This window comes from Streptomyces rapamycinicus NRRL 5491 (genome assembly GCF_024298965.1).
GTDB lineage: Bacteria > Actinomycetota > Actinomycetes > Streptomycetales > Streptomycetaceae > Streptomyces > Streptomyces rapamycinicus.
On sequence record NZ_CP085193.1, the window covers coordinates 9,222,827 to 9,242,741 of the forward strand.

Sequence of the window (19,915 nt, forward strand, 5' to 3'; positions counted from 1 at the left end):
TCGGAAGGCCGCGTAACTCCTCGGCGCGCGAACCTCAGCGCTGGGCCACCAGATCCTCGAGCGCGACGTTCAGTTCGAGGACGTTCACCCGCGGCTCGCCGATGAAACCGGCCGTGCGGCCCTCGGTCTTGTCCTTGACCAGCGTCTCCACCTGGCCGACGGACAGCCCGTTCCGCTCCGCGACCCGATGGACCTGGATCTTCGCGTACCGCGGGGAGATGTCCGGGTCCAGACCGGAGCCGGAGGACGTCACCGCCTCTGCGGGGACCTGGGACGGCTTGACGGTGTAGCCGGGCACCGAGTTGTTCCTGACGACCGCGGCCTTGGCGTCCCGGACCTGCTGGAGGAGGTCCCCGCTGTCGGCGGAGAGGTTGGTGGCTCCGGACAGCAGCAGCTTGTACCGGGTGTTGACACTGTTGCTGCCGAGCCCGTTCGCCGGACGTCCCTGGAACCACTTCAGATCGGGTTCCGGGGTCTCCTGACCCTTCTTCAGCGGCAGGTCGTACGACTGCCCGATCAGCGAGGAGCCGACGACCTCGCCGTGTGCCGTGATCTCGGAGCCGTTCGCCTTGTCGTGGAACAGCCCCTGGGCGACGCCGGTGACCAGCAGCGGGTAGATGACGCCCGTGACCAGGGTCAGCATCAGCAGGGCGCGCAGCCCGGCGCCGAACAGCCGGACGGTGTTCGTGACGGAGTGGTTCATGGCGATCAGCCGATCCCGGGGATGAGGGAGATGAGGATGTCGATGATCTTGATGCCGACGAAGGGCGCGATCAGGCCGCCGAGACCGTAGATCCCGAGGTTGCGCCGCAGCATCCGGTCCGCGCTCATCGGCCGGTAGCGCACGCCCCGCAGGGCGAGCGGCACCAGTGTGATGATGATCAGCGCGTTGAAGATGACCGCGGACAGGATCGCCGAGTCCGGCGAGGACAACCGCATGATGTTCAGCTTGTCCAGGCCCGGGTAGACCGCCGCGAAGAGCGCCGGGATGATCGCGAAGTACTTCGCGACGTCATTGGCGATGGAGAAGGTGGTCAACGCGCCCCGGGTGATCAGCAACTGCTTGCCGATCTCCACGATCTCGATCAGCTTGGTCGGATTGGAGTCGAGGTCGACCATGTTGCCGGCCTCCTTGGCGGCCGACGTACCGGTGTTCATCGCCACCCCGACGTCCGCCTGCGCCAGCGCCGGGGCGTCGTTGGTGCCGTCCCCGGTCATCGCGACCAGCTTGCCGCCCGCCTGCTCCCGTTTGATCAGGGCCATCTTGTCCTCGGGAGTGGCCTCGGCGAGGAAGTCGTCGACGCCCGCCTCCTCCGCTATCGCCTTGGCCGTCAGCGGATTGTCACCCGTGATCATGACGGTCTTGATGCCCATGCGGCGCAGCTCGTCGAACCGTTCCCGCATGCCCTCCTTGACCACGTCCTTGAGGTGGATGACGCCCAGGACCCGGGCCCCGTCGGCGTCGTGCACCGCCACCAGCAGCGGGGTGCCACCGGCCGCGGAGATCCGGTGGACGATCCGGTCAGCGTCAGCGTCAGCGTCCGCCTCCGCGACCGCGTCCTGGGCGTCCGTGCCGCTCCGCTCCCGGACCCAGGCGATGACCGAACCGGCCGCCCCCTTGCGGATCTTCCGCTCGCCGACGTCCACACCCGACATCCGGGTCTGCGCGGTGAACTCGATCCACTCGGCCCCCACCAACTCGCCCTGGTGGCGCTCGCGCAGCCCGTACGCCTCCTTCGCCAGGACGACGACGGACCGGCCCTCGGGGGTCTCGTCGGCCAGCGAGGACAGCTGGGCGGCGTCCGCCACCTCGGCCTCGGTGGTGCCGGGCACCGGCACGAACTCCGCCGCCCGCCGGTTGCCCAGGGTGATGGTGCCGGTCTTGTCGAGCAGCAGCGTGGAGACGTCACCGGCGGCCTCGACCGCCCGGCCCGACATCGCCAGCACATTGCGCTGCACCAGCCGGTCCATGCCCGCGATGCCGATCGCCGACAGCAGGGCGCCGATCGTCGTCGGGATCAGACAGACCAGCAGCGCCACGAGCACCACCATCGTCAGATGCGTGCCCGCGTAATCCGCGAACGGCGGCAGCGTGGCGCAGGCGAGCAGGAACGCGATGGTCAGCGAGGCGAGCAGGATGTTCAGCGCGATCTCGTTGGGCGTCTTCTGCCGTGCGGCGCCCTCCACCAGGTTGATCATCCGGTCGATGAAGGTCTCGCCGGGCTTGGTGGTGATCCTGATGACGATGCGGTCGGACAGCACCTTCGTCCCGCCGGTCACGGCCGAGCGGTCGCCACCGGACTCCCGGATGACCGGCGCCGACTCGCCGGTGATCGCCGACTCGTCGACCGAGGCGACGCCCTCCACGACATCGCCGTCGCCGGGGATGACATCGCCGGCCTCGCAGACCACCAGGTCACCGATGGTCAGCCCGGTACCGGGGATCCGCTCCTCCGAGCCGTCCCCCAGCAGCCGTCGCGCGACGGTGTCGGTCTTGGCCTTGCGCAGGGTGTCGGCCTGCGCCTTGCCACGGCCCTCGGCGACCGCCTCCGCCAGATTGGCGAAGATCACGGTCAGCCACAGCCAGGCGCTGATCGCCCAGCCGAACCAGTCGCCCGGGTCCTGACACGAGAACGCGGTGGTCAGTACGGACCCGACCAGTACGACGAACATGACGGGCGACTTCACCATCACCCGCGGATCCAGCTTGCGGAAGGCGTCCGGCAGCGACCGCAGCAGCTGCTCGGGGTCGAAGAGACCCGCGCCGACACGGTCCTCGGCCGGGGTGTGCCCGGTGGGAACGCCGCTGTGCGGCGCCCTGGTCGGAGTGGCAGTGGACATGGAGTCCTCGTGGTTTCCTATGCGGTTGGTCATCACGCCAGCCCCTCGGCCAGCGGCCCCAGCGCCAGCGCCGGGAAGTACGTCAGACCGGTGATGATCAGGATCGCGCCCACCAGCAACCCGGTGAACAGGGGCTTCTCGGTGCGCAGAGTGCCCGCGGTGGCCGGGACCGGCCGCTGCCCGGCGAGCGAGCCCGCGAGCGCCAGCACGAAGACCATGGGCACGAAGCGGCCGAACAGCATCGCGAGCCCGGTCGTGGTGTTGTACCAGTCGGTGTTCGCGTTCAGGCCCGCGAAGGCCGAGCCGTTGTTGTTCGAGGCGGAGGTGAAGGCGTACAGCACCTCGGAGAAGCCGTGCGCACCGGAGCCCCGCATCGAGTCCGGCGGCGTCGGCAGGGCCATGGAGGCGGCGGTGAAGATCAGCACCAGCGCCGGGGTGACCAGGATGTAGCAGGCCGCCAGCTTGATCTCGCGGGAACCGATCTTCTTGCCCAGGTACTCGGGCGTACGGCCGACCATCAGCCCGGCGATGAACACCGCGATGATGGCCATGATCAGCATCCCGTAGAGCCCGGAGCCCACACCGCCGGGCGCGATCTCGCCCAGCATCATGCCGAGCATGGTGATGCCGCCGCCCAGGCCGGTGAAGGAGGAGTGGAAGGAGTCCACCGCCCCGGTCGAGGTGAGCGTGGTCGACACCCCGAAGAGCGCCGAGGCGCCCACCCCGAAGCGGGTCTCCTTGCCCTCCATCGCACCACCGGCGGCCTGCAGCGCCGGGCCGTGGTGGGCGAACTCGGTCCACATCAGCAGGGCGACGAAGCCGACCCAGATGGTGACCATGGTCGCCAGGATCGCGTAGCCCTGCTTGACCGAGCCGACCATGACGCCGAAGGTGCGGGTCAGCGCCAGCGGGATGACCAGGATCAGGAAGATCTCGAAGAGGTTGGTGAACGGGGTCGGGTTCTCGAACGGGTGGGCGCTGTTGGCGTTGAAGTACCCGCCACCGTTGGTGCCCAGCTCCTTGATGGCCTCCTGCGAGGCCACGGCCCCGCCGTTCCACTGCTGCGAGCCGCCCATGAACTGGCCGACCTCGTGAATGCCGGAGAAGTTCTGGATCGCCCCGCAGGCGACCAGCACCACAGCGGCGACCGCCGCCACCGGCACCAGGACGCGGACCGTGCCGCGCACCAGATCGGCCCAGAAGTTCCCGAGCTCACCGGTGCGCGAGCGCGCGAAGCCGCGCACCAGCGCCACCGCGACGGCGATGCCCACCGCCGCCGACACGAAGTTCTGCACGGCCAGCCCGGCGGTCTGCACGACGTGGCCCATGGCCTGCTCGCCGGCGTACGACTGCCAGTTGGTGTTCGTCACGAAGGACGCGGCCGTGTCGAACGCCTGCGCGGGCTCGATCGAGGAGAACCCCAGCGAACCGGGCAGGCTGCCCTGGAGCCGCTGCAGCAGATAGAGGAAGAGCACCCCGGCCGCCGAGAAGGCCAGCACCCCGCGCAGATACGCGGTCCAGCGCATCTCGGTGTCGGGGTTGGCACCGATGCCCTTGTAGATCCACTTCTCCACCCGCAGATGCCTGTCGGAGGAGTAGACCCTGGCCATGTAGTTGCCGAGGGGGACGTAGGCGAGCGCGAGCGCCCCCATGAGGGCGAGCAGCTGTAGCACGCCGGAGAGTACGGGACTCATGCTTGTTCTCAGAACCTCTCCGGGAAGATCAGGGCGAGGACGAGATAGCCCAGCAGGGCGACGGCCACGATCAGGCCGACGACGTTTTCGACGGTCACAGCTTCGTCACCCCTTTGGCGACAAAGGCCACCAGCGCGAACACCGCGATCGTGGCGATAACGAAGGCCACATCGGCCATCGCGAGCTCCTGGAGAAGAGGTCGGGGGAGATCCGCGAACAGCGGATCGAATGGACAACGCAAGAAGGAAACCCCGCCCCATGGCCGGATCCGACCGTCGTTGACGGGTCCCATACGGCGATCAGCACGCCTTTGACGCGGCTCTTACGGGCACTGCGGCGAGGGCTGGCCGGAACCGATCGTTCTGCCGCCGAGGGGTGGCGCGAGGCGCCGCGGGGCGGCACGGGCGGCGCGGAAGCCGGGGGAAGAAGGAGCCGAAACGACGAACACCCGCGCCCGGCGGAAAGCCGGAGGCGGGTGTCGATGTGTGCGTGGTGTCCGAGGGGGGACTTGAACCCCCACGCCCGATAAAGGGCACTAGCACCTCAAGCTAGCGCGTCTGCCATTCCGCCACCCGGACCAGGTGTCTGCCGGTCGGCCCGTGGCCGCTCCGACATGGAAAACCATAGCAAACATCGGGACGTGCTCGATCACGGCCGGTCGTGCCCGCGGGGCCGCCGAGTGGGCGGGCTGTGTGACGGGGGCATGACGGTGGTATTGCCGCCTTGGGCTGGGCGGGCGAGCGGAGGAGTATGGGCGGGTGACCCCCTGCCGCGGGGTCCGTGGCTGGGCGTTCCGCGGCAGTGCAACGACGAGGAGGCATCGTGAGTGAGTCGCTTTCGGGCGCGACGACGACCGGGACGGTCAAGGGTGAGGACGAGGTGGTCGACCTCTGCCGTGACCTGATCCGGATCGACACCAGTAACTATGGCGACCACTCCGGCCCCGGTGAGCGCGCGGCCGCCGAGTACGTCGCCGAGAAGCTGGCCGAGGTGGGGCTCGAGCCCAAGATCTTCGAGTCGCACAAGGGCAGGGCGTCGACCGTGGCACGGATCGAAGGGGAGGATCCGTCCCGTCCCGCGCTGCTGATCCACGGCCACACCGACGTCGTACCGGCCAACGCCGAGGACTGGACCCACCACCCGTTCTCCGGCGAGATCGTGGACGACTGCGTCTGGGGCCGGGGCGCGGTGGACATGAAGGACATGGACGCGATGACGCTCGCGGTCGTCCGGGAGCGGCTGCGCAGCGGCCGCAAGCCCCCGCGCGACATCGTGCTGGCCTTCCTCGCCGATGAGGAGGCGGGCGGGGTCTACGGGGCCAAGCACCTGGTCAACAACCACCCCGACCTCTTCGAGGGCGTGACGGAGGCGATCGGCGAGGTCGGCGGCTTCTCCTTCACCGTCAACGAGCAGTTGCGGCTCTATCTGATCGAGACCGCGCAGAAGGGCATGCACTGGATGCGGCTCACGGTGGACGGCACCGCGGGTCACGGCTCGATGACCAACAACGACAACGCCATCACCGAGCTGACCGAGGCGGTCGGGCGGCTCGGGCGGCACAAGTTCCCGGTGCGGGTCACCAAGACCGTACGGTCCTTCCTGGACGAGCTGTCCGACGCGCTCGGCACCCCGCTCGACCCGGAGAACATGGACGAGACGCTCGCCAAGCTGGGCGGCATCGCGAAGATCATCGGGGCCACGCTCCAGAACACCGCCGCCCCGACCATGCTCGGCGCCGGCTACAAGGTGAACGTCATTCCGGGGCAGGCCACGGCGCATGTGGACGGGCGCTTCCTGCCGGGGTACGAGGACGAGTTCCTGGCCGACCTCGACCGCATCCTCGGCCCGCGGGTCAAGCGGGAGGACGTGCACGCGGACAAGGCGCTGGAGACCACCTTCGACGGGGCGCTGGTGGAGGCCATGCAGTCGGCGCTGAAGGCCGAGGACCCGATCGCCCGCGCCGTGCCGTACTGCCTCTCGGGCGGTACGGACGCGAAGTCCTTCGACGACCTCGGCATCCGCTGCTTCGGCTTCGCGCCGCTGCGGCTGCCGCCGGAGCTGGACTTCGCCGGGATGTTCCACGGGGTCGACGAGCGGGTGCCGGTGGACGGGCTGAAGTTCGGTGTGCGGGTGCTGGACCGGTTCCTGGACGCCTGCTGAGGGCGTACTGAGGGGGCTGTCGGGCCCGCTGAGAGGCTGACACGATCGGCCTAATCGATCACACATACCGAAGGGACCAAAAAGGGTGAATGGTGTCGTAGCTTGATAGCTTGATTGCTCCCTCCTCGTTACATGGTGTGTGCGGCCCGTAACCGGGCCGCGATGCCGACAAGGGGGTGGTGCTGTGCCCCGCCTTCGGCAACTACCGCATCGATCACGTGACATCGGGTCACGGTCCACCGGGGTGTGATCCCGGGCGGTTTCGGAGTGTGCGTGCTCCGGGGCCGCTCGGGGATGGGGGTGCGGGCGAGATCGCCCGCGCGCGCTCCGTCCGGGACGGAAGGCTAGGGGAGCAGACAGTTATGCGACAGGTTGCGAAAAAGGGCCTGATCACCGTAGCCGCGGCCAGCGGCGTTCTCGCCGTGACCGGCGGCTATGCCCACGCGGCGGGGTCGGGCGCCGACGGTGGCGCCGCGTACTCGCCGGGCGTCGTCTCGGGCAACAACATCCAGGTCCCGGTGCATGTGCCGGTGAACCTGTGCGGAAACACGGTGAGCGTCGTCGGTGTCTTCAACGGCGCCGAGTGCGGCAACCGGTCCGGCGGTGGCTCGGGCGGCTCGTCCGGGGGTGGCGGCTCGCAGTCCGGCGGCTCGCAGGCGCAGGGCGGCAGCAGCGGCTCGTCGGGCATCGGTTCCGGCAACAACATCCAGGCCCCGATCGGCGTTCCGGTCAATGTGTGCGGGAACAACGTCAGCGCGGTCGGGTTCGGGAACAGCGGCGACGGCGGCGACTGCGGGGAGACGGTGCCGGCGGTGCCGGAGAACCCGGGGCAGCCGGAGGAGCCCGGCAACCCGGGGAATCCGGGCAACCCGGGAAACCCCGGGAACCCTGGCAATCCGGGGAACCCCGGGAACCCTGGCAATCCGGGGAACCCCGGGAATCCTGGGAACCCGGGTAACCCTGGCAACCCCGGCAACCCGGGGAACCCCGGAAACCCGGGCCAGCCTGGGAACCCGGGCAACCCCGGCAACCCGAGCAACCCGGGGGGTTCGAACCCCGGTGGTGGCTCGGAGCAGCCCGGGGACTCCTCGCAGGGCCACCAGGCCGAGCACACGGGAGTCCACGGCCTCGACCCGTCCGCGAACCTCGGCAGCAAGGAGCAGCTCGCGCACACTGGCGCGGGCCCCGTCGAGCTGGCCATTCCGGCCGCCGCGGGCCTGCTGCTCGCGGGCACGGTGCTCTACCGCCGGGCCCGCGCCGCACAGCGCTGATCACACCTCGCGCTGATGGGCGCTGACCGGTGCCGGACGGTGGCCGCACCGCACCACTCACCGTGCACCGCACCTCACACGCCACGCATCACACACCGGATCCCATACGCCGGGTGACGGTGGCATCACTCCGGGCGGGCCCCCCGCGGTCGGCGGGGCCCGCCCGGTCATGTCCCGGGCCCGCTACCAGGTCGCCCTGAGCTGGCGGATGATCCGGCGCCGCAATCGCACTCTGCGGCTGCCGTCGGGGTTGAGTCTCAAGCGATCCAACTCCCAGTGTCCGTACTCAGCATGGTCGGTGAGCAGGCGGGTAGTGGCCTTGCGGGAAACGCCGCGCGGCACATACACATCACAGAATTCGTATTCCGGCATCGCATCTATTGTGCGGGAACTGCCCTGCTACGGATAGCGTCTGCACTATGTCTGATGCTGCGCAGCCATCCGCTGCCGAGGTACGTGCCGCCGCCGAAGCGGTGAAAGCCGCACTGGATCGTCACCTCGACGCTGTCGAACGTCGGTCGGGGGAAGGCGATCCGGCCGTCTACGCCGCGTTCAACGAACTGGCCGCGGCAGCCGAGGTCTACGACGAGCTGCTCTATGACGCCTACGACGAGGTGACGCCCTTCGAGATCCCCGGTGACGACCGTCTCCCCGCCTACACCGGGCCGGAGGAGCCGAGCGCGCTGAGCGTGCTGATCCGCAGGGACTACGTCGTCGCCGAACCGCAGCGACTGCTCTCGCAGGCGCAGCGGATCGCCGACCTGGATCCGGACATCGACACGGGGAACGACAAGCAGAGCGGCGGGGCGGCCGCCGGGGAGAGCGTGCACACCGCCCTGGGGGTGGTCTTCGGCGAGTTCGAGCCGGACGAGATCGCCTCCCGGCACAAGGAGTTCGGCCTGGAGGAGGGCGACTCCACGCTCTGGGTGGTGGCGGCCGAGGAGCCCCCGGAGCCGGGGGAGTGGCTCTCCGCCCCCTTCGACCAGGCGGATCCGCATATGGTCGTGTGCCGCTTCGACATGAGCTCGGTCTTCGACGAAGAGCTCGAGGACGACGAGGAGCTCGAGGACGAGGACGAGGACGAGGATGACCTGGAGGTCCTGGAGCCGGGCAGCTGAGGTCTGGGGTTCCGGGCCGCCCGGCCCGGGGCCGTTTGCCTTCGGATTGCTCGGTTCCGGGCGGCTCGGGCCCGGCGGTGGCTTCGGGCCGCCCGGAACCGGGTCACTCGGCTCCGTAGTACCCCGGCCCCGGATCGCTTGGTCGTGAGGCCGCGCGATCCGGGGCCGGGGGCGTGCTGGAGGCTTGTCGCGGGGTGGGGCGGGGTGGGGGGGGGGGGGGGGGGGGGGGGCCCGGCCCGGTCCCGTGGTCAGCCGGTGGGCGCGGGTGGGACCTGGGCCTGGAGGAGGGCGCGCAGGCGGGTGGTGCGGTCCTTGAAGGGGATTTCCGCCACCGCTCGCGGCAGCGCCGCATCCGCGCCGTGCACCACCGAGAGATGGCGCTCACCACGGCCGAAGGCCGTATAGACCCAGGCCCGGGTCAGCCCCGCTGCGGCGTCGCCCGGCAGCACCACCACGGCCGCGGGCCAGCGCGCCCCCGCCGCCTGGTGCGCGGTGAGGGCCCAGCCGTGCCGCACCAGCTCGCCGACCTCCTCGCGCACCACCACGACCGGCGTGCCGGCGCAGTCCAGACGCAGCCCCTCGGCGTCCGCCGAGACCACGGTGCCCTGCACCGTACGGCCCGGGGCCGGGGTGTACGCCACGCGGTCGCCCGGGTCGAAGCCGCCGAACCGGCCGGGGCCGGGGTTGAGGCGGTCCTTCAGGGCCGCGTTGAGCGCGCGGGTGCCGGCCGCGCCGCCGTGGCCCGGGGTGATCACCTGGGTCTGCTCCGGCGGGACGCCGATCGCGCGGGGCACCGAGTCGGCGACGAGCTGCACGGTGCGGTGCACCGCCTCGCCCGCGTCCCGCACGGGCACGATCACGACCTCCTTGCCGGGCGCCTCCACCTGGCTGAGCTCGCCGATCCCGATGCCCGAGACCAGCTCGCCGATGGGGCCCGGGTCGGGGGTGCGGGAGACGACCTGCGGGCAGCGGCGGGCCGCCACCAGGTCCGCGAAGACCCGGCCGGGACCGGCCGACCACAGCACCCCCGGATCCCCGCTCAGCACCAGACGGGCGCCGTCCGGCAGCGACTCGACCAGCATCGCGGCCGTTTCCACATCGAGCTGCGGGGCGTCCAGCACGGCGAGCAGATCGAGCGCCAGCGCGCCCTCCTCGTCGCGTCCGGGGCCCTCGGCGCCGGCCAGCAGCCCGGCGACCGTGACGGCCGCCGAGGCGGCCTCCGGGGCCTCGTCCGGGTCTGCCTCCGGGCCCGCCTCCGGGCCGGTGCCCGGGGCCTCGCTGAGTGCGGCGGCCAGCCGCCGCCTGCCGTCCTCGGTGTGCGCGGCGGCGTAGGCCCGCAGGCCCATCGCACGGGCGGCGGCGACCAGTGCCGCCGGTTCGGCGCGCGCCGCCTCACCACCGCTGTGGGAGACCAGGCCGTGGGCCGCGACGGTACGGATGAGCTCCGCGGCGGAGGCGGACGGCGCGGCGGCGGCCGCGCCCTCCCACTCGGCGTCCCCCACGGGCGCCTCGCCGTCCTGTACGGGGGCGAAGGTGCTCGCCAGCCGGGCGAGCCCGTCGGCCAGGCTCTCCTCCGCCAGGGCATAGCGGTCCAGCCCCAGCAGCACCCGCACCGGCTGCTCGGCGTCCTCGTCCTCGGCCGCCCGGGGACGGGCGCCCGCCGGGGCGTCGAGCGCGTCCTGGAAGACCAGCACCGCGCCCTCCGCGATCGCGGTGCGCAGCGCCTCGTCCGGGTCCGGCACGGACGCCTTGGCGAGCGCGTCGCGCAGCGCGGACGACTCCAGCGCGGTGTGCCCCTCGAGGGCGGCGCGCTCCAGCAGCCAGCCGGTGAGCGCCAGCGCACGGCGCTCGTCGCCGGGCTCGCAGGCCGGGCCGAGGAGGGAGCGGGCGAAGCCGTCCGCCTGGTCGGGGCGTACGCCGGGCACGGCCAGCAGCTGCCAGGGGTCCTCGCGCAGCGCCTCGGCGGCGTGCTCCCCGAGCGTTTCGGCGACCTTCCCGGCCAGGGTCTCGGGGGCCCCGCCCGCCACGAGCACCTCCCGGACGTCGCCGCTGCCGGGGATCTCGCCCCCCGGTCCACGCGCCGGACGGGCCGCCGACGGCCGTACGGGAGCGGGCGCGGCGGCGGGCGCCGCCGCACGGGCCCGCTCACGGGGGGCCGCGGGGGCGGCGGGCGCCGCCGGACGCGCCGCCGGGGCGTCGTTGAAGAACGACGCCGCCGACCGCTCACCGCTCTCCACGGCCCGCACGGCAGCGGCCAACGCCTCAGCCGCCGCCGACCGCCCTCCCTTGCCCGCACCGCCGGAGGTCTCCGCGGCCTCGCGCGACTTGTCCTCCCCGCCGGGAGTCCCCGCCTCGTCGGCCGCGCCCCGTCCGGGGGATTCCGCGGCTCCGGCGGCCGCGACCGTCCCCGCGTCGTTCCGGTCCGCCCCCGCGGGGGCGGACGTGGCGGCGGGCTCGCTGCGGTCGTCCGGGGCGTGGCCCGGGGCCGTCCCGGTAGCGGGGTCGCCCGGGGCACCCGGCGCACGGGCCCCAGCGCTTTCCGGCCCCGCCGGCGAGTCGGCCTCCTCGGGCGCGGGTGTGGCGTCGCCGGCGAGGCGGTCGGTACTCACAGCGTGCTCCAGTCCTGATCGGGATAGCGGTGCACGGGCGCCGACACATCGTCGAGCGCCTGGCAGATCTCGTCCGGAAGACTAAGGGTCTCCGCCGACAACGCCGCCCTCAGCTGCTGGGCGTTGCGCGCGCCGACGATCGGGGCGGTGACGCCCGGGCGGTCGCGGACCCAGGCCAGGGCCACGTTGAGCGCGGTGGTCGCCAGGCCGTCGGCGGCTATGGCGACCGCTTCGACGATGCGGCTCGCCTCCTCGTCCAGATACGGCTCGACGAACGCCGCGAGCTCGGAGGCGCCGCGCGAGTCGGCGGGCGTCGTATGGCGGTACTTGCCGGTGAGCACACCGCGGCCGAGCGGCGAGGACGGCAGCAGCCCGACGCCCAGGTCGAGCGCGGCGGGCAGCACCTCGCGCTCCACACCGCGCTGGAGCAGCGAATACTCCATCTGGGTGCTGGCCAGCCGGGTGTGCGCGCCCGAGGAGGCCAGCTGCCAGGTGGCGGCCTTCGCGAGCTGCCAGCCGCTGAAGTTGGACACCCCCACATAGCGGGCCCGCCCGCTGCTCACCGCGATGTCGAGCGCTTGAAGGGTCTCCTCGAGCGGGGTGAACGGGTCGAAGGCGTGCACCTGCCACAGGTCGACATAGTCCGTGCCCAGCCGCTCCAGCGAGGCGTCCAGCGCGGCCAGCAGATTGCCGCGCGAGGCGTCGAAGCGGCGGTCGGGGTCGGGAACGCTGCCCGCCTTGGTCGCGATCTGGAGATCGCGCCGGGGCAGTAACCCCTCCAGCAACTGCCCCAGGAGGTATTCGGCGCCGCCGTCCGCGTACACATCCGCGGTGTCGACGAGCGTCCCGCCCGCTTCCCAGAACGCCTTGAGCTGATCCGCGGCGTCGTGTTCGTCGGTGTCCCGCCCCCAAGTGAGCGTGCCGAGCCCGAGCCGGGAGACGCGCAGGCCCGTGCGGCCGAGGTGCCTTAGCTCCATGAACGTCGAGATTACTGGCCGCAAAGCGCCACGTGGCAGCCTGTGGATAACCCGCCCCTGACGTATCAGGGCCATGCGCGCTAGAGTCCCCGGAGCAGCGACGTTACTGATCAGTAAGGGGTGCGGTATGAGGCTCGGCATCAACCTCGGCTACTGGGGCGCCGGAATGGACGCGGACAACCTCGCGGTCGCCCGCGAGGCCGACAAACTCGGCTATTCCGTCTGCTGGGCGGCGGAAGCCTACGGTTCGGACGCCGCCACGGTGCTCGCGTGGGTCGCCGCGCAGACCGAGCGCATCGACGTCGGCTCCGCCATCTTCCAGATCCCGGCCCGCACGCCCGCCATGACGGCGATGACCGCCGCCACCCTGGACACCCTCTCCGGCGGCCGTTTCCGCCTCGGGCTCGGCGTCTCGGGGCCCCAGGTGTCCGAGGGCTGGTACGGGGTGCGGTTCGACAAGCCGCTCGCCCGCACCCGCGAGTACGTGGAGATCATCCGCAAGGCGATGTCGCGTGAGCGGCTGACCCACGAGGGCCGGAACTGGACCCTGCCGCTGCCGGACGGCCCCGGCAAGCCCCTCAAGCTCACCGTGCACCCGGTGCGGGAGTACATCCCGCTGTACATCGCGGCCATCGGCCCGAAGAACCTGGAGCAGACCGGCGAGATCGCCGACGGCGCCCTGGTCCTGTTCTACGATCCCGAGCACGCCGAGGAGACCACCCTCAGCTCGCTGCGCGCGGGCCGCGAGAAGGCGGGCAAGGACCTCGAGGGGTTCGACGTGGTGCCCACCGTCCCGATGGCCCTCGGCGACGACGTCCGTGGCCTCGCCGACCAGTTCCGCCCGTACACCGCGCTCTACGTGGGCGGTATGGGCAGCGCCAAGCAGAACTTCTACAACAAGCTGGCGCAGCGCATGGGGTACGAGAAGGAGGCCGCCGAGATCCAGGAGAAGTACCTCTCCGGTGACAAGGAGGGCGCCGCCGCTGCCGTCCCCCACGAGCTGATCGACTCCACCGCGCTGCTCGGCCCCGTCGAGCGCATCGCCGACCGCATGCAGGCGTACGCGGGCGCCGGGGTCACCACCCTGTCGCTCACGCCCGCGGGCTTCACGCTGGAGGAGCGGCTGGCCGGGCTGCGGGCGGGCGTCGAGGCCCTGGAGCGGGCCGGGCTCGCGTAACGCGCGAAACGCGATGTGTCGGCCCGGCGCCACGCGCACGTGCCGGCCCGGCGCCACGCGCACGGTGTCGGCCCGGCGCCGAGCCGGGAGAGTCTGGAAAGTTCTGCGGCCGTGGTGGGGGCTCGGGGGTCTTCCCCGCCACGGCCGTCATCCAGCACAACGCCTCCGCCGCCCAGGGGTTACGCGGACGCGGCGTACGGAGGGGTCCCCCCGTTCGGCCGAGCCGGGTGCCCCAGCTGTTGCAGCCGCCCCCACCGGGCCGTTGACTTTTTCTGCGCACGGCGGCTTCTGCGCACGGCGGCGCATGACCAGCGCACGGAGGTGGCGGCGATGCTCTCGGCGAAAAGCGTGTTCCAGGAGATCCTCGACAACGACGAGTCGTTCCGGCTCTTCTGCTCCGTCGCGGCCAGCGGGGAGGCCCAGGGAGGCTGGGAGAACGGCCGGATCGCCGCCCTGGTGCCCGGGAGCCGCCGCGACCTCGCGCCCAAGATCGCCCGCCATGGCGCCGACGAGGACAAACACGGCCGGATCTTCAACGCTCTGCTCCGCAAGCGCGGTCTGGAGCCCATGGAGGTCCCGCGCGAGACCGACTACACGATGCTCCTGGAGGCGCGCGGCATCGGCCTCGCCCATGACAAGCTGCGCCGCGACGAGCCGCTCACCGAGCACGACATCGTGACCTACCTCGCCCACAGCCGGGTCACCGAACAGCGCGCCTCCGCCCAGATGATGATGTTGCGCAGGTACTTCGGCGGCCACCCCGACGTCGGCCGCGCGGTGCGCATGATCGCCGACGACGAGGACAGCCACCTCGCCTACTGCCACGAGGAGCTGCTGCGGCTGGCCGCCGACGGATACGGCCGGACCATCCAGCGGACCCTGCGGGAGAGCGCGCTCGTCGAGACGGAGGTCTACCGGGACGTCAGCCTGGCCGTGATGGCCCGCATGGGACGCCTCCTGGGCTGGCCCCGGCCGAAGTCCGCGCTCCTCGCGGCCGGGATCCACGCCCTGCACACATACGAGCGGCTGGGCGGCTGGCGGCGCATGGTGTCACTGCGGATGCCCGAGCGGCGGAACGCGCTCGGCGGAGGACCCGCGAAGAGCGCCTCCGGCGCGCCCGAGGCGCCCGAGTTTGTCTGACCGGCCCCTGAGACCGCCGCTCAGAGCCACCCGCGCCGCTTGAACCAGCGGTACAGCAGCGCGATCACACCGGCCATCAGCGCGACCACCCCCGGGTATCCCCAGGGCTGCTTCAGCTCCGGCATGTGTGTGAAGTTCATGCCGTAGATCCCGGCGATCATCGTCGGGACCGCGGCCATGGCCGCCCACGCCGAGATCTTCCGCATGTCGTCGTTCTGCCGCACGCCCATCTGCGCGAGATGGGCGGAGAGGATGTCCGACAGCAGCCGGTCCAGCCCCTCAACATGCTCGTTCACCCGGGTCAGATGGTCGCTGACATCGCGGAAGAACGGCCGGGAGCCCTCGTGCACGAACGGCACCCCGGCGCCGGTGAGCCGCTCCATCGGCTCCCCCAACGGCCCGGCCGAGCGGCGGAATTCCATCACCTCGCGCTTGAAGGCGTAGATCCGCCCGGCGGTGTTCTGCCCGGCGCCCGAGTTCGGGGCGAAGACCTCCGTCTCCAGCTCCTCCAGGTCCCCGTGCAGATCGTCGGCCACGTCCAGGTAATGGTCCACGACCGCGTCGGAGACCGCGTACATCACCGCCGTAGGGCCGTGCTGGAGCACCTCGGGCATCTTCTCCAGCCGGTCGCGCACCGAGCCGAGCGGATTGGCCTCGCCGTGCCTTACGGTCACCACGAAGGAGTCACCTACGAAGACCATCAGCTCACCCGCGGTGACGGTCCCGGCCTTGTCGTCGTACTGCACCGGCTTGAGCACCAGGAACAGCGAATCGTCATAGACCTCCAGCTTCGGCCTCTGGTGGGCGCACAGGGCGTCCTCGACGGCCAGCGGATGCAGTCCGAACTCGCTGGTGACCAGCTCGAACTCCTTCTCGGTCGGCTCATGCAGCCCGATCCACAAGAAGGCGTCCCCACTCGCCCGCGCCTCGTCCAGGGCGTCGGAGAAGTCAGCGGGTCCCTCGGTGCGGGCCCCGTCCCGGTAGATGGCACAATCCACGATCACGCTGCGCATTGTGCCTCGCGCGATGCCGATCGGCACAGGGGACCCCGTGCGGGATCGGTGCGCATCCCCGCTGAGCGGCGCCGGAGGGGTCGTAGGGTGGCAGCCATGCCCATGCTGATCCTCGTACGGCACGGCCGGTCCACCGCCAATACCGCGGGCGTCCTCGCGGGCTGGACGCCCGGTGTCGCCCTCGACGAGCGCGGTACGGCCCAGGCCGCGGCGCTGCCCGGCAGGCTGGCCGGACTGCCGCTCGCCGCCGCCGTCACCAGCCCGCTGCAGCGCTGCCGGGAGACACTGGCCCCGCTGCTCGCCGCCCGCCCCGAACTGCCGCTGCACCCCGACGACCGGATCGGGGAGTGCCACTACGGCGACTGGTCCGGCCGGAAGCTGGCCGAGCTCGCCGATGAACCATTGATGAACATCGTCCAGCAGCATCCGTCCGCGGCCGCCTTCCCCGGCGGTGAGTCCATGCGCGCCATGCACGCGCGCGCGGTCGAGGCGGTGCGCGACTGGAACGCCCGGATCGAGCGGGAGCACGGCGCCGACGCGGTCTATCTGATGTGCTCCCACGGGGACATCATCAAGGCGCTCGTCGCGGACGCCATCGGACTCCATCTCGATCTGTTCCAGCGGATCTCGGTCGAGCCCTGCTCGGTCACCGCGATCCGGTACACCCCGACCCGGCCCTTCCTCGTGCGGCTCGGGGACACCGGGGACTTCGCCGGACTGGCGCCGCGTGAGGCGAACTCCGGCAACCGCGGCGGGGACGCGGCGGTGGGCGGCGACACGGGAGCACCGTGATCGCCGTGCGCAGTAGGGTGGTGCCGCGGTGCGAGGGCGCCGTGACAGCCGTGACCGGGCGGTCGTGACACCCAGCGGTCAGCAGTCAGTCAGCAGAGCAGTCGAACCAAATGGAGCAGGACGTTGTCCCGTCAGGTGTTCCTCTATGACCCGCCGGACCGTTTCGTCGCCGGTACGGTCGGGCTGCCTGGTCGCCGTACCTTTTTCCTGCAAGCGTCCGCCGGTGGCCGGACCACCAGTGTCGCGTTGGAGAAGACGCAGGTCGCCGCGTTGGCCGAGCGGATAGACGAGCTGCTGGACGAGGTGGTGCGGCGCACCGGCGGAAACGCCCCGGTCCCGGCCGTCGCACCGACCGAACTCAGCGACACCGGACCGCTGGAAGTCCCCGTCGAGGAGGAGTTCCGGGTCGGCACCATGGCACTCGCCTGGGACGGCGAGGAACAGCGGATGATCGTCGAGGCGCAGGCGCTGGTCGAGCTGGAGGCCGAGTCCGAGGAGGACCTGGCCGAGGCCGAGGAGCGGCTGCTCCAGGACGATGTGAACGGCCCGCCCATGCTGCGGGTGCGGCTGACCGGGACGCAGGCGCGCGCGTTCGCCAAGCGCGCCCTGGAGGTCGTCAACGCCGGCCGGCCGCCCTGCCCGCTGTGCAGTCTGCCGCTCGACCCGGAGGGACACGTATGTCCGCGCCAGAACGGATACCGCCGCGGAGCCTGACGCCCGCCCGTCTCCCACCACCCTCAACGGAGGCTTCGCGCCTTTTGCCCGCGGCCGAGCTGCTGGCTCTCGGTGAGCTGACGGTGCGCGGCCGGGTCCGCGAGGCGTCCAACGCGGTGCTGTACTGCACGGTCGAGTACGAGGGCCACAGCGCCCCTTGTGTCTACAAGCCGGTGGCCGGGGAGCGGCCGCTGTGGGACTTCCCGGACGGCACGCTCGCCCAGCGCGAGGTCGCGGCGTACGAGATCTCCGAGGCCACCGGCTGGGGCCTGGTGCCGCCCACGGTGCTGCGCGACGGGCCGTACGGGCAGGGGATGTGCCAGCTCTGGGTGGAGGTCGAGACGGCCACCGACGGGCCGGACGGGGCCGACGGCGGGCCGGACGGTGACGGCTCGGCGGAGACCGGGGGAGCGGAGCTGCTCGCGCTCGTCGAGGGCGATGAGCCGGGCCCCGGCTGGAAGGCCGTGGGCTACGCCGAGGTGGGCGAGGGCCGTACGGCGCTGCTGGTCCACGCCGACGACGTACGGCTGCGCCGGCTGGCCGTCCTCGACGCGGTGATCAACAATGGCGACCGCAAGGGCGGCCATCTGCTGCCCGCGGCCGGTGGCCGGCTCTATGCGATTGATCACGGAGTGACCTTCAACGCCGACGACAAGCTGCGCACGCTGCTGTGGGGCTGGGCCGGGGAGCCGCTGCCGGACGATGTGCTGGAGGTGCTGCACCGGCTGGCGGGCGAGCTGGCCGACGGCGGCCCGCTGAGCGCCCGGCTGGCGGAGCTGATCACCGGGGCCGAGATCGAGGCCCTGCGGGCCCGTGTCGCCGCGCTGTTGCGCTCGGGGATCCACCCCGAGCCCAGCGGCCAGTGGCCCGCCATCCCCTGGCCGCCGGTCTGACCGGACGGGGGCCGCCGGGTCCCCGTCCGCAGCCCCCGGAACGCGGATCGGGCAGCTCAAGCAGCTCGTGGGCGTCCGCGCAAGACCGCCCATCCGGCCAACACCACTGGTCCGGTTCGTATACGGACGCTGCATCCGGTTACGCTCATTGCATGTATGCCTGGCCCGCTTCTGAGGTTCCCGCCCTGCCCGGCAGTGGCCGCGACCTGAGCATTCACGACACCGCGACCGGGGGAAGGATCACTCTGACCCCCGGTCCCGTCGCGCGCATCTACGTCTGTGGGATCACCCCGTACGACGCGACCCACATGGGTCATGCCGCGACCTACAACGCGTTCGACCTCGTTCAGCGCGTATGGCTCGACACCAAGCGCCAGGTGCACTACGTCCAGAACGTCACCGATGTCGACGATCCCCTGCTGGAGCGGGCGCGGGAGAACGGCGACGACTGGACGGCCCTCGCCGAGCGCGAGACCGCCCTCTTCCGCGAGGACATGACGGCCCTGCGGATGCTGCCCCCGCAGCACTACATCGGCGCCGTCGAGGCGATACCGGGGATCGTGCCGCTCGTGGAGCGGCTGCGCGACCTGGGCGCCGCCTATGAACTCGAAGGCGACATCTACTTCTCCGTGGAGTCCGACCCCTCCTTCGGCTCGGTCAGCCGGCTCGACGCCGAGGCCATGCGGCTGCTGTCCGCCGAGCGCGGCGGCGACCCGGAGCGCCCGGGCAAGAAGAGCCCCCTCGACCCGATGCTGTGGATGGCCGCCCGTGACGGCGAGCCGAGTTGGGACGGCGGATCGCTCGGCCGCGGCCGCCCCGGCTGGCACATCGAATGCGTGGCCATCGCCCTGGACCACCTCGGCATGAGCTTCGACGTGCAGGGCGGCGGATCCGATCTGGCCTTCCCGCACCACGAGATGGGCGCCTCGCACGCCCAGGTCCTCACCGGTGAGCGGCCGTTCGCCAAGACGTACGTACACGCCGGGATGGTCGCCCTGGACGGCGAGAAGATGTCCAAGTCCAAGGGCAACCTGGTCTTCGTCTCGGCGCTGCGCCGCGACGGCGTCGACCCGGCGGCCATACGGCTCGCGCTGCTGGCCCGCCACTACCGCTCGGACTGGGAGTGGACGGACGGGCTGCTGAGGGAGGCCGAGGAGCGCCTTGCCCGCTGGCGTGCCGCCGTCTCGCGGCCCGACGGGCCCTCGGCCGACGGGCTGGTGGGCGAGATCCGCGAGGCGCTCGCGGACGACCTGGACTCCCCGGCCGCCCTGGCCGCCGTCGACCGCTGGGCCGCCGCGCAGTCGGCCACCGGCGGTACGGACGAGGGGGCGCCAGGACTGGTCTCGCGCGCCGTGGACGCGCTGCTGGGCGTGGCCCTCTGACGCGCCGTCGGGGCGCCGCGCCGCGACGGTGAACGCATGAGCCCGCGCCGGGGTCCTCCCGGCGCGGGCTTCGCGCTGTGTCGTGCGGGGCGTGCGGGGCGTACGCGGCGTGCGGGGCGTACGCGGTGTGGCGC

At 71.7% G+C, this 19,915-nt stretch carries 18 protein-coding genes and 1 tRNA gene; 9 read left to right on the forward strand and 10 right to left on the reverse strand.

The window, feature by feature from the left end; genetic code table 11:
- Positions 1-34: 34 nt before the first annotated feature.
- The 6 genes from LIV37_RS38840 to LIV37_RS38865 form a co-directional block, all read right to left on the reverse strand.
- Positions 35-703: a potassium-transporting ATPase subunit C gene (locus LIV37_RS38840; protein ID WP_020872541.1), complete on the reverse strand. Its 669-nt coding sequence runs from the start codon at positions 701-703 to the stop codon at positions 35-37.
- Positions 704-708: 5 nt separating this feature from the next.
- Positions 709-2,874, reverse strand: a complete 2,166-nt coding sequence (kdpB, locus tag LIV37_RS38845) for a potassium-transporting ATPase subunit KdpB (RefSeq protein ID WP_020872542.1) — start codon at positions 2,872-2,874, stop codon at positions 709-711.
- On the reverse strand, positions 2,874-4,535 hold the full coding sequence (gene kdpA, locus LIV37_RS38850; RefSeq protein ID WP_020872543.1) for a potassium-transporting ATPase subunit KdpA: 1,662 nt from the start codon (positions 4,533-4,535) through the stop codon (positions 2,874-2,876). The genes kdpB and kdpA overlap by 1 nt, the downstream gene beginning before the upstream one ends.
- Positions 4,536-4,543: 8 nt before the next feature.
- On the reverse strand, positions 4,544-4,633 hold the full coding sequence (kdpF, locus tag LIV37_RS38855; RefSeq protein WP_010351568.1) for a K(+)-transporting ATPase subunit F: 90 nt from the start codon (positions 4,631-4,633) through the stop codon (positions 4,544-4,546).
- Complete coding sequence (locus tag LIV37_RS38860; protein WP_148717762.1) at positions 4,630-4,827, reverse strand: hypothetical protein; 198 nt, start codon at positions 4,825-4,827, stop codon at positions 4,630-4,632. Before LIV37_RS38860 ends, kdpF begins: the two co-directional genes overlap by 4 nt.
- A 198-nt stretch (positions 4,828-5,025) precedes the next feature.
- Positions 5,026-5,113, reverse strand: a tRNA-Leu gene (locus LIV37_RS38865).
- Positions 5,114-5,357: 244 nt separating this feature from the next.
- Here LIV37_RS38865 and LIV37_RS38870 point away from each other — a divergent pair.
- Positions 5,358-6,695, forward strand: coding sequence for a M20/M25/M40 family metallo-hydrolase (locus LIV37_RS38870; RefSeq protein ID WP_020872545.1), 1,338 nt, complete (start codon positions 5,358-5,360; stop codon positions 6,693-6,695).
- Positions 6,696-7,057: 362 nt separating this feature from the next.
- Positions 7,058-7,966, forward strand: a complete 909-nt coding sequence (locus LIV37_RS38875; RefSeq protein ID WP_020872546.1) for a chaplin — start codon at positions 7,058-7,060, stop codon at positions 7,964-7,966.
- Positions 7,967-8,149: 183 nt separating this feature from the next.
- Here LIV37_RS38875 and LIV37_RS38880 read toward each other — a convergent pair whose 3' ends face one another.
- Positions 8,150-8,338, reverse strand: a complete 189-nt coding sequence (locus LIV37_RS38880) for a DUF5703 family protein (protein ID WP_014059547.1) — start codon at positions 8,336-8,338, stop codon at positions 8,150-8,152.
- 47 nt (positions 8,339-8,385) lie between these two features.
- On the opposite strand from LIV37_RS38880, the gene LIV37_RS38885 reads away from it, so the two are divergent.
- Positions 8,386-9,084, forward strand: a complete 699-nt coding sequence (locus tag LIV37_RS38885; protein ID WP_121824007.1) for a hypothetical protein — start codon at positions 8,386-8,388, stop codon at positions 9,082-9,084.
- A 248-nt stretch (positions 9,085-9,332) separates the two neighbouring features.
- Here the strand turns inward: LIV37_RS38885 and LIV37_RS38890 are convergent, their stop codons facing one another.
- On the reverse strand, positions 9,333-11,693 hold the full coding sequence (locus LIV37_RS38890) for a helix-hairpin-helix domain-containing protein (protein ID WP_121824006.1): 2,361 nt from the start codon (positions 11,691-11,693) through the stop codon (positions 9,333-9,335).
- Positions 11,690-12,670, reverse strand: a complete 981-nt coding sequence (locus LIV37_RS38895; protein ID WP_020872549.1) for an aldo/keto reductase — start codon at positions 12,668-12,670, stop codon at positions 11,690-11,692. The genes LIV37_RS38890 and LIV37_RS38895 overlap by 4 nt, the downstream gene beginning before the upstream one ends.
- Before the next feature lie 127 nt (positions 12,671-12,797).
- Between LIV37_RS38895 and LIV37_RS38900 the strand changes: the two genes are divergently transcribed.
- Together LIV37_RS38900 and LIV37_RS38905 are read left to right on the forward strand one after the other, a co-directional pair.
- Positions 12,798-13,847, forward strand: coding sequence for an LLM class F420-dependent oxidoreductase (locus LIV37_RS38900; protein WP_020872550.1), 1,050 nt, complete (start codon positions 12,798-12,800; stop codon positions 13,845-13,847).
- 330 nt (positions 13,848-14,177) lie between these two features.
- Positions 14,178-14,987, forward strand: a complete 810-nt coding sequence (locus tag LIV37_RS38905; RefSeq protein WP_020872551.1) for a ferritin-like domain-containing protein — start codon at positions 14,178-14,180, stop codon at positions 14,985-14,987.
- 20 nt (positions 14,988-15,007) lie between these two features.
- Here the strand turns inward: LIV37_RS38905 and corA are convergent, their stop codons facing one another.
- Positions 15,008-16,000 (reverse strand): magnesium/cobalt transporter CorA, encoded by a 993-nt coding sequence (gene corA, locus LIV37_RS38910; RefSeq protein ID WP_020872552.1) that lies wholly within the window; start codon positions 15,998-16,000, stop codon positions 15,008-15,010.
- A 96-nt stretch (positions 16,001-16,096) separates the two neighbouring features.
- On the opposite strand from corA, the gene LIV37_RS38915 reads away from it, so the two are divergent.
- The 4 genes from LIV37_RS38915 (at position 16,097) to mshC (ending at position 19,781) form a co-directional block, all read left to right on the forward strand.
- Positions 16,097-16,792 (forward strand): histidine phosphatase family protein, encoded by a 696-nt coding sequence (locus tag LIV37_RS38915; RefSeq protein WP_020872553.1) that lies wholly within the window; start codon positions 16,097-16,099, stop codon positions 16,790-16,792.
- Between the two features lie 123 nt (positions 16,793-16,915).
- Positions 16,916-17,506 (forward strand): DUF3090 domain-containing protein, encoded by a 591-nt coding sequence (locus tag LIV37_RS38920; protein ID WP_121824005.1) that lies wholly within the window; start codon positions 16,916-16,918, stop codon positions 17,504-17,506.
- Positions 17,470-18,399 (forward strand): SCO1664 family protein, encoded by a 930-nt coding sequence (locus LIV37_RS38925; protein ID WP_121824004.1) that lies wholly within the window; start codon positions 17,470-17,472, stop codon positions 18,397-18,399. Before LIV37_RS38920 ends, LIV37_RS38925 begins: the two co-directional genes overlap by 37 nt.
- Positions 18,400-18,551: 152 nt before the next feature.
- Positions 18,552-19,781: a cysteine--1-D-myo-inosityl 2-amino-2-deoxy-alpha-D-glucopyranoside ligase gene (gene mshC, locus LIV37_RS38930; protein ID WP_020872556.1), complete on the forward strand. Its 1,230-nt coding sequence runs from the start codon at positions 18,552-18,554 to the stop codon at positions 19,779-19,781.
- Positions 19,782-19,915: the final 134 nt, after the last annotated feature.